This is a genomic window from Aminiphilus sp., from assembly GCF_029975095.1.
Classification (GTDB): domain Bacteria; phylum Synergistota; class Synergistia; order Synergistales; family Aminiphilaceae; genus Aminiphilus.
Window position 1 is genome coordinate 1 of record NZ_JARKPW010000009.1, and the last position, 8,182, is coordinate 8,182.

The window sequence follows — 8,182 nt, forward strand, 5'->3', positions numbered from 1 at the left end:
GACGGACCTCGAAAGGGAGAGGACGTTCCAGATGGGGGATCAGTTTCTCCGCGACCATGGACACATGGGCGGTCTTTACGGGATCGACGATGCGATTCCAGTGCCCCTCGACTTCCGCGGCGACTTTTTGGCCCAGTTCGATCTCTTTCTTCAATTCCGGCCCGGATGTGGAAGAGGTTCCACCAGTACCTGCGAACGTCGCTGCGGGAAGACACAACACAAGAAAAACGGCGAACCACGGAAAAACGAAGCGGAACGGAGTTTGTCCGAAGGATCGCCGTATAAAGGGAACAGAACGAGAGGGCAACGAAAACATCTGCGGCAAAATCAAGACGACAAACATCGTCATCTTCACGGAAGCGTTTTTTTCGGGGCGCTATCGAAACTGCTCCTTGGTTGTGCGATGGAGGAACCACTCTTCAGGTATCCTTGGAATGCCTGTTTACCCTGTTGCATCTGAAGCATCCGTTTCCGCAGATCCTCAAGGTGGTTCTCAAGGGTCTCCTGGACGCGCCGTTCTCGTTCGAGAGTTCCCGCAGCGAGGGAACGAAGCTCGTGGATGAGGGCTTTCATTTCCTTGTACGCACTCTCTCCGACCCGCTTCGCCACGGCATCCCAAAAAGCCGGACTCTCCCGACCGCCATGCACGTCAAGGAGAGAGGAAAAGCCGTTCCAGGATTCCTGGAGGATTTCCTGACGGGAGATAAGGCTCTGCTTGTCCTGCAGAATCGCCAACAGAGCGCTCCAGTTCTCTTCTTGAACAGAGCGCTCCTCCTCGCCGACCATGCCGTCCAATTCTTCGTACAGCGCCTTTTCCAGGAGAAGCAATTCGTGGAGTTGCTCCTTCAATTCATCCGGCAAAGTCCACCCCTCCTTGATGTCCGCTCTGGGAGACTGCAGAAACCGGCGAGGTGCGGACTTCTTCCTGTTTCACCAAAAGCTCTTCCGCTTTCAGTTTTTCTATGACTTCCACCCAAGTGTTGCGCAATTCCTGGAACATTTCTCGAACGGCAACCACCAGAAGGACGTCTTTACGTACATTCGCGTCAACAAGGCGATAATACATAAAATCATAGAGGCGCAGAAGATTCTGTGCCACTTCTCCGCCCGTCTCGACATCAAGCGTTATCATCAGTTCGCGGAGAACCGCCTGAGCACGTTTGAGATTCTCGTTCACAGCCTCTACCTCATTTTTCCGGAGGGCCTCCTCGGCAGCTTTGCACGCATTGATGCCGATGTCATAGGTTATCAGGAGCAGCTGTTCCCGCGATGCAGTCTGTATTTGGTTGGCCCGATACGCTTCCTGAGCCTTCTGTACCTTTTTTTCGTCGTTCATGCCCCATCCCTCCCTTGTTCGTTATCGGTGGTCCCAGGGGCACGAATTATCGTGATCAAACCCCCTCACACAGGTCATTTCCCGGTCCCGTCTGCCATGAGTCGTTCCAAAAGGTCCGCCCTGTTCGCCACACCGACGAGAACTCCCTCACGGAGGACGGGAGCTCTCTTGATGTTCTGCTGTATGAGCGTCATGGCGACGCTGAAATCACTGTCCTCTTCCTTGAAGGTGGCAACCTTTTTGACCATGAAACGCTGGACGGGCTCGCGGCTGATGCGCCGCAGACGCGCCTGGAACTGGTCGAAGTCGGGGATGAAGGAAGAGTCCTGGAGATATTCGAAATACCCCGGCAACGCCGCCTTGATGATGTCCTTCTCACTGATGAAGCCGAGAACGTGCCCTTCCTCGTCGACCACGGGAACCCCCGTCAGTCGATGTCGCGACAGCACTTCGATGGCTTCGGAAACCGGAGAATCCGGTGCGATAGCGGTGAGATCCCGATCCATCACATCTCCGATCCGCATGATGTCCCTCCTCGTGACGTTCTCGCCCGGACAGGCACGTCAGGAAAGCTTTTCCACTTCGATCTTGTCCATGAGAGCCTCCACGGCCGCCCTGCTCCGAACCCCTTTTTCCACGTGCAGGGAATCCTCGTAGGCGCAGGCCATGCTGAAGCGCACACACTCCTCCGCGGACATCCTTTCGTCGTAGGCGACGACAAGTCCCGCCATAAGCGCATCGCCCGCACCGAACATGGAGACGAAATCCCTTCGATCCAGCGCCGCCAGGTAGATGCCTCCCGGTGTGAAGAACACGTCGCCGTAGCTTCGGTACGAGGTGACCGCGTACTCCACGCCTTGATCGTGCACCTTTGACACGATCTCGATCAGATTGTCGATGGAAGTCAGGGGGATACCCGCCACACGGGCCATGAATCGGTGATCTATCTTGGCAACGGTCGGCCCTGCTTCGAGCGCCGCCATGAGCGGGGCACCCGCCGCGTCGATGAACGTGGGAATTCCCTTGGCTTTCGCGTTTCTGACGAGTTCCCGGTAGAAATCCTGGGGCACTCCCGGCGGCAGGGAGCCGCCTATCGAGACCAGGTGGGCGCGATGAAGCATTCTGTCGAAATTCGTCACCAAACGACCCAGGGCATCCTCGGGAATATAGGGACCGAGTTCGGCGATGCCCGTCTCGATGTGACCGATCTCGTCGACGATATAGACGTTCGTCCGCGTCTCCCCGGGAACGTGGACGAAATTCGTGGTGATTCGATGACGGCGAAGAACATCCCTGACGTACTCTCCCGTGAAGCCGGCCAAAAACCCCATCGCCGCCGACTCGCAGCCGAGCTGGCTCAGGATCATGGAAACATTGATCCCTTTACCTCCGGGAGAACGATCAACATGAGTCGCCCTAGACCAACCTCCCGGTCGGAACTCCGGGAGAAGGTACTCTTCGTCAACGGCGGGGTTCAACGTTACGGTCACGATCAAAACTGCACCACCTCCAAAACGGGAAATCCGCGGCGTGCGATGGCGCTCTCCGGCCTACGAGAGCACGGACTGAAGATCCGCCGTGGAAGAAAACGTCCTGGAACTCGCCACGTTCCCTTTCCGCAGTTCAACCAAGAGAGGCAATCCGGCAAGACCCAATTTTTCCACCATTTTCGCATTTCTGTAGCCATCCACGAGAACGGCACGTTTCCCCGAGGCGGCGAGCCATTTTTCCGCGTCATCGACAAGGCGCATCTGCTTCTCGTCGACGCTCGAGAAGAAGAGCGCCACCACGTGTTCGGGGTCGAGGAGAAGGCCGCGCAGGTGCACCTGCTCCGAAATATAGGCATAGGAGGCCATAGCGGCAATCGCACCGTCGCCTGCGGCGGTCACGACCTGCCGCAGGTATTTGTCCCGGACATCTCCCGCCGCAAAGAGCCCTTCCACGGAGGTTTCCATCTTTTCATCCGTGAGGATCCACCCCTGTTCCGTGGTCTTCACGAGGCCCTTCACGCACTCCGTATTCGGCACCATACCCGTGAAGACGAACACGCCCTCCACGGGCAGCTCCGAGATTTCCCCGGATTTCACGTTCCGAATGACAAGCTTTTCCACCATGTCCGATCCCTGAATGCTTTCCACGACACTGTTCCAGACCGGAACGATCTTCGAATTCCCAAGTGCCCTTTCCACCGCCATCTTGTCGGCACGGAAGGAATCCCTCCGATGGATGATGTAGACCTTCGACGCGAATTGCGTAAGATACACCGCCTCTTCCACTGCGGTGTTTCCCCCGCCTACCACGGCAATCTCCACGTCCTGAAAGAAGGCTCCATCGCACACGGCGCAATAGCTCACGCCCCGTCCGGCGAATTCCGCCTCACCGGGGCATCCGAGTTTCTTGAACGTAGCCCCCGTGGCGAGAATGATGGCCTCCGCCTCGATCTCTTCTTTTTCCGTGACGAGAACCTTCATCCCGTCCCGAAGTTCGATTCTCGTCACGGTCGCATCCCTAAATTCGGGAGCGAACTTCTCCGCGTGGCGACGGAAGGATTCAGCGAGCTCCGCTCCGGTGGCGTGAACCACGCCCGGCCAATTTTCAATCTCGTCGGTTATCGCGATCTGCCCCCCGGGGATTCCCTTTTCAAGCACAAGGACATCCAGCCCGGAACGCTTTCCGTAAATGGCGGCCGTCATGCCTGCAGGACCGGCACCGAGAATGACGAGTTCACGCTTTTCCATGACAATCGACCTCCCAGTCGCTGACAAGAAAGATCTGCCCTTTTTCGAGCACACAGGTAAAGAAAAAAGCTTTCCTGTCGCGCCTCTCGCACGACAGGCTACGGAGTTATTTTACGCTATCTTCTCCCCTTTACGCCATAAAAGAACGCGGATATGACCGTTCAGATCGGGTCGGCTTCCACAAAAGATAAGCCCATCCTCGAGATCGCGAAGCGGCGCCACGTGTTCCTCCCCACCGATCTCCAGGAGAAGCCACCCCCCAGGGCGAAGAAGTCGCGTCGCGGCAGGCAACAAGGAACGGTAGGCGTCAAGGCCGTCCACGCCTCCGTCGAGCGCCGAATGAGGTTCGAAATCGCGCACCTCTCTCATGAGATAAGGGATTCGAGCCGTCGGAATATAGGGAGGATTGCCGAGCACCATGTCCATGCAGGCAGAGGGAAGCGCATCACAGGTGGAGGAATGGAGGAGCGTCACCGCAGGAAGGAGGCCATGGCGTCGAAAATTGTGCCACGCGGTAACCACTGCACGGGGAGAAGCTTCGAGAGCGAAGCCTCGGGCGGTGGGACATTCGAGCACAAGCGTCGCGGCGATACAGCCGCTTCCCGTCCCCCAGTCGAGAAATGTCCCTTGCTCGGGAAGCCGCTCCAGCGCCTCTTCCACGAGAAGCTCTGTTTCCGGCCGGGGAACGAGGCACCCCGGCTCCACCGCAAACGATCTTCCATAGAATCCGGCCTCTCCAAGGACATAGGCCAAAGGTTCCCCTCCGGCTCGCCGCCGCGCCATGTACAGGATCCGGGCGACTTGAGCCCCGTCGAGCAATTCCCTGGAGCGACTCCATATCTCGGCTCTGGAATACCCCAAAAGCGCACAGAACAAACGATCCACATCAAGGAAAGGAGTTTCCGTCACTCCGTTTCGGAGAAAAAGCTCCGCGATCTTCCGTCGCAACGACTCCAGAGTTTCCGCCACGCCCGTATTCTCCCGCTATTGGTTGATGTGTTGCAGTTTCGCACTCTGATCCGCCAGAATAAGTGCATCGATCATCTCCGACAAATTTCCCTCCAGGAGTTGGTCCAGCTTGTAGAGCGTCAGACCGATACGGTGATCGGTGACTCTGTTCTGCGGAAAATTGTAGGTGCGTATCCGCTCCGATCGATCTCCGGTCCCGACCTGGCCTTTTCGGTCCGCCGCCTGCTCCATTTGTTTACGCTGCAGTTCCGCGTCGTAGAGTTTGGCCCGCAGAAGACGCATGGCCTTGACGCGATTCTTGAGCTGAGAGCGCTCATCCTGACAGCTCACGACGACCCCAGTAGGGATGTGTGTGATCCGGACCGCCGAATCGGTCATGTTGACGTACTGTCCGCCGGCTCCGCTCGCACGGAACGTGTCGATGCGAAGATCCTCCGTGCGGATCTCGATGTCTACGTCCTCCACCTCGGGGAGAACGGCCACGGTCGCCGTGGAGGTGTGAATTCTACCGGAGGATTCCGTAACGGGAACACGCTGCACCCGATGCACACCACTTTCGTATTTGAACTTGCTGTACGCGCCAGTTCCGTCGACACGAAAAACCACTTCCTTGATGCCGCCGATACCCGTCTCGCTCTGGGTGAGAATTTCAACCCTCCATCCCTGCAGCTCCGCAAAACGGCAGTACATACGCATGAGATTCGCGGCAAACAGCGCTGCTTCGTCACCGCCGGCGCCGCCGCGAATCTCCACGATGACACTCTTCTCGTCGTTGGGATCCTTCGGCAGAAGGAGAACCTGCAGACGCCGTTCCAAATCCTCAATGGCGGATTCCAGAGTGCGCGTTTCCTCCCTGGCCAATGCCTCCATCTCGGGGTCTCCGCTCTCAGAAAGCTCTCGGGCCTCGTAAAGCTGCTGTCGCGTGGTCTTAAACTCTCTGTAAACGGCGACCACTTCTTCCATCTCGGCATGTTTCTTCGCCATGCGCTGCAACTCCTGGAGATTTCCCGTAACTCCAGGATCGGCCATGCGCAATTCAAGCTCCTCGAAGGAGCGAACCACGTCCTCAAGTTTGTCGCTGAGATCCATGATTATTCCTCCGGCCTTTCCGGAGCGGCAACGGGAGAACTTTCCCGTTCTTCGAGAGCCGCCTGCAACGAGGCAACTCCCACGGCGATCTGCTCCAGATCCGGCTCACGTGTCGTGAAATACTGCAGCAGAAGAGCCGGCTTCATGAGCAGTTCCCCCGTCCGTCCGGCACGACAGCTCCACTTGATCAGTTCGTAGGAAATACCGATGACGGGGGGCAGCAGGAACACTCTGGACAACGCCCTCCACCACAGAGGACCACCTCCGGCTAGAGAGAAAACTACAACGCTCACCGCGACGACGATGAGAAGAAAGGACGTGCCGCAGCGCTGATGAATGCGGGAATAACGCGCCACCACCTCCGGAACGAGGGAAGCGTCGTGTTCGTAGGCGTTGATCGTCTTGTGTTCCGCCCCGTGGTACGCGAAGATTCGGGCCATGTCCTTCCAAAGGCCGATGACACCCACATATGCGATGAAGACCAGCGCCCGTACCATTCCCTCCACGAGGTGCTTCAGCAATCCCGACGCGCCGAGCAGCGGCGCGACGCGGTCCGCAAGCCATACGGGAAACGCCACGAACAGGCCCACCACCGCGAGAAGCGCCACAATCACGGAAAGGATCATCTCACGGGGTGTGATTTTCTCTTCCTCCCCAAGAGCGACCTGGGCCGATTGGGACAACGCCCGCATTCCCACGGTGAGCATTTCCGCCATCGTGGCCATACCCCGGAAGACGGGGTACTTCCAGATGCCGGCAGCCGTCCAGGGAAGATTCCTCCAGGACGTGCTCCAGAGATCGCCCTCGGGGCGACGTACGGAAAGTCCCCATTTTCGGGGACCTCTCATGAGAACGCCCTCAATGACGGCCTGTCCACCCACGGGGATTCGCTCCGCACCGAGAGCGAGCAGGTTCGACAAGGTCAAGACGACGGTATTTGCAATCTTAAGCATCTTCATGTTCAAGCAACTCCTCCATCGATCCGAAGGGGTGTCCGCAGGAGTGTCTTTCGCGACAGGCTCCGTCGACGACACAGGAAGGACCCGCAAGAGTGAACAAAATCGGCGCTACAGTACGGACACACTGGAGCATTTCCCTCGCCAGGTGCCGGATCTCCCACTGGGCACGACGGCAGAGACGAAGGGTGAAAAAATGGTGCAGCTCCCTCGCGTTCATCGTCATGACAAGTTTCGTCTCCCATCCGTGGGGGAGCACATAGCGCGCATCCTCACGAGAAATACCCAATTCCAGGAGTCGCTCGTAGCGTCGGTACCCCTCTTCAACGGCACCGCGAAACACGGACGAGGCCTCTTCGGAGGCAGTCACGGAAGGGGGAATCACCACTGCAGCATCGTTCATTCGCACATACCGCTGGCTCTGCTGGCTGAAGCTGGCGATGCGGTGGCGTACGAGCTGATGGGAGCAGACCCTGCTGATGCCGTCCACGGCAAAGGTAAAGTTCGCATGTTCAAAGGGTGACATATGACCGCTCTGCAACAGACCGTCCACGAAGCGAGCAGCTCGGGTGCGATCGGGAAAGCCGTCAATGAGTTCGACTGCGGAACATTCGCTGTAGCAAATCCGGGCAGAACTCGCCACTACCATGTCCGGAGAAGGGGTATGAGCCAAAAGCACCACGGAAATGGACACGTCCGCACCTCTTCCGTTCTTCCTACACACAGCGTCCGGCCAATAGAAGAACAGGGGGAGCTGAAGCTCCCCCTGTTCCCCGGATGTCGCTATTCCTGTTCGGGGGCAAGAAACTTGGCGTATTTCTTCTGGAACTTTTCCAAGCGTCCCGCCTCGACCACGCGTCCCTTTTTACCCGTGTAAAAAGGATGACACGCGGAGCACACGGCTACGCGGAGTTCTCCCTGGGTCGATCTCGTATCGAAGCTATTGCCGCACGCACAACGCACCGTGCAGGCCTCATACTTGGGGTGGATATCCTTCTTCACGTCCTACACCTCCAGCCGTTATCCGATCGCTTCCACAGAAGAGGACTCTAGCACAACACGTCTCGAAACGCAAGGTCACACGTGCATGATTC

10 protein-coding genes are annotated in these 8,182 nt (G+C 57.7%); all 10 read right to left on the reverse strand.

What is annotated here, in order from left to right:
* Positions 1-351 precede the first annotated feature (351 nt).
* The 10 genes from Q1K49_RS00510 to rpmE all read right to left on the reverse strand — a co-directional run bounded on the left by Q1K49_RS00510 (position 352) and on the right by rpmE (position 8,090).
* Entirely contained in the window at positions 352-861 is a 510-nt protein-coding gene (locus Q1K49_RS00510; protein ID WP_300521517.1) for a flagellar export chaperone FlgN, read from the reverse strand.
* A complete protein-coding gene (gene fliS, locus Q1K49_RS00515; protein WP_300521521.1) occupies positions 851-1,336 on the reverse strand; it encodes a flagellar export chaperone FliS in 486 nt (161 codons plus the stop codon). The genes Q1K49_RS00510 and fliS overlap by 11 nt, the downstream gene beginning before the upstream one ends.
* A gap of 74 nt (positions 1,337-1,410) precedes the next feature.
* The gene (locus Q1K49_RS00520; RefSeq protein WP_300521523.1) at positions 1,411-1,860 is read right to left on the reverse strand and encodes a CBS domain-containing protein; all 450 of its coding nucleotides are present in this window, start codon (positions 1,858-1,860) and stop codon (positions 1,411-1,413) included.
* A gap of 39 nt (positions 1,861-1,899) precedes the next feature.
* Positions 1,900-2,832: a 1-phosphofructokinase family hexose kinase gene (locus Q1K49_RS00525; protein ID WP_300521526.1), complete on the reverse strand. Its 933-nt coding sequence runs from the start codon at positions 2,830-2,832 to the stop codon at positions 1,900-1,902.
* A gap of 54 nt (positions 2,833-2,886) precedes the next feature.
* Positions 2,887-4,074, reverse strand: a complete 1,188-nt coding sequence (gene trxB, locus Q1K49_RS00530; RefSeq protein ID WP_300521529.1) for a thioredoxin-disulfide reductase — start codon at positions 4,072-4,074, stop codon at positions 2,887-2,889.
* A 111-nt stretch (positions 4,075-4,185) separates the two neighbouring features.
* Complete coding sequence (prmC, locus tag Q1K49_RS00535) at positions 4,186-5,043, reverse strand: peptide chain release factor N(5)-glutamine methyltransferase (protein WP_300521531.1); 858 nt, start codon at positions 5,041-5,043, stop codon at positions 4,186-4,188.
* Positions 5,044-5,058: 15 nt separating this feature from the next.
* Positions 5,059-6,132 carry a peptide chain release factor 1 gene (gene prfA, locus Q1K49_RS00540; RefSeq protein ID WP_300521534.1) on the reverse strand — a complete coding sequence of 358 codons (1,074 nt, stop codon included), beginning with the start codon at positions 6,130-6,132 and terminating at the stop codon, positions 5,059-5,061.
* Between the two features lie 2 nt (positions 6,133-6,134).
* Entirely contained in the window at positions 6,135-7,091 is a 957-nt protein-coding gene (locus Q1K49_RS00545) for a DUF1385 domain-containing protein (protein ID WP_300521537.1), read from the reverse strand.
* Positions 7,078-7,782 (reverse strand): FAD-dependent thymidylate synthase, encoded by a 705-nt coding sequence (gene thyX / locus Q1K49_RS00550; RefSeq protein ID WP_300521539.1) that lies wholly within the window; start codon positions 7,780-7,782, stop codon positions 7,078-7,080. Before thyX ends, Q1K49_RS00545 begins: the two co-directional genes overlap by 14 nt.
* Before the next feature lie 89 nt (positions 7,783-7,871).
* Positions 7,872-8,090, reverse strand: a complete 219-nt coding sequence (gene rpmE, locus Q1K49_RS00555) for a 50S ribosomal protein L31 (RefSeq protein ID WP_300521541.1) — start codon at positions 8,088-8,090, stop codon at positions 7,872-7,874.
* Positions 8,091-8,182 lie beyond the last annotated feature (92 nt).

Coding starts and splice junctions, on each gene's coding strand:
- fliS (WP_300521521.1), bottom strand. CDS start 1,336: ATGAACGACGAAAAAAAGGTACAGAAGGCTCAGGAAGCGTATCGGGCC.
- Q1K49_RS00520 (WP_300521523.1), bottom strand. CDS start 1,860: ATGCGGATCGGAGATGTGATGGATCGGGATCTCACCGCTATCGCACCG.
- trxB (WP_300521529.1), bottom strand. CDS start 4,074: ATGGAAAAGCGTGAACTCGTCATTCTCGGTGCCGGTCCTGCAGGCATG.
- prfA (WP_300521534.1), bottom strand. CDS start 6,132: ATGGATCTCAGCGACAAACTTGAGGACGTGGTTCGCTCCTTCGAGGAG.
- Q1K49_RS00545 (WP_300521537.1), bottom strand. CDS start 7,091: ATGAAGATGCTTAAGATTGCAAATACCGTCGTCTTGACCTTGTCGAAC.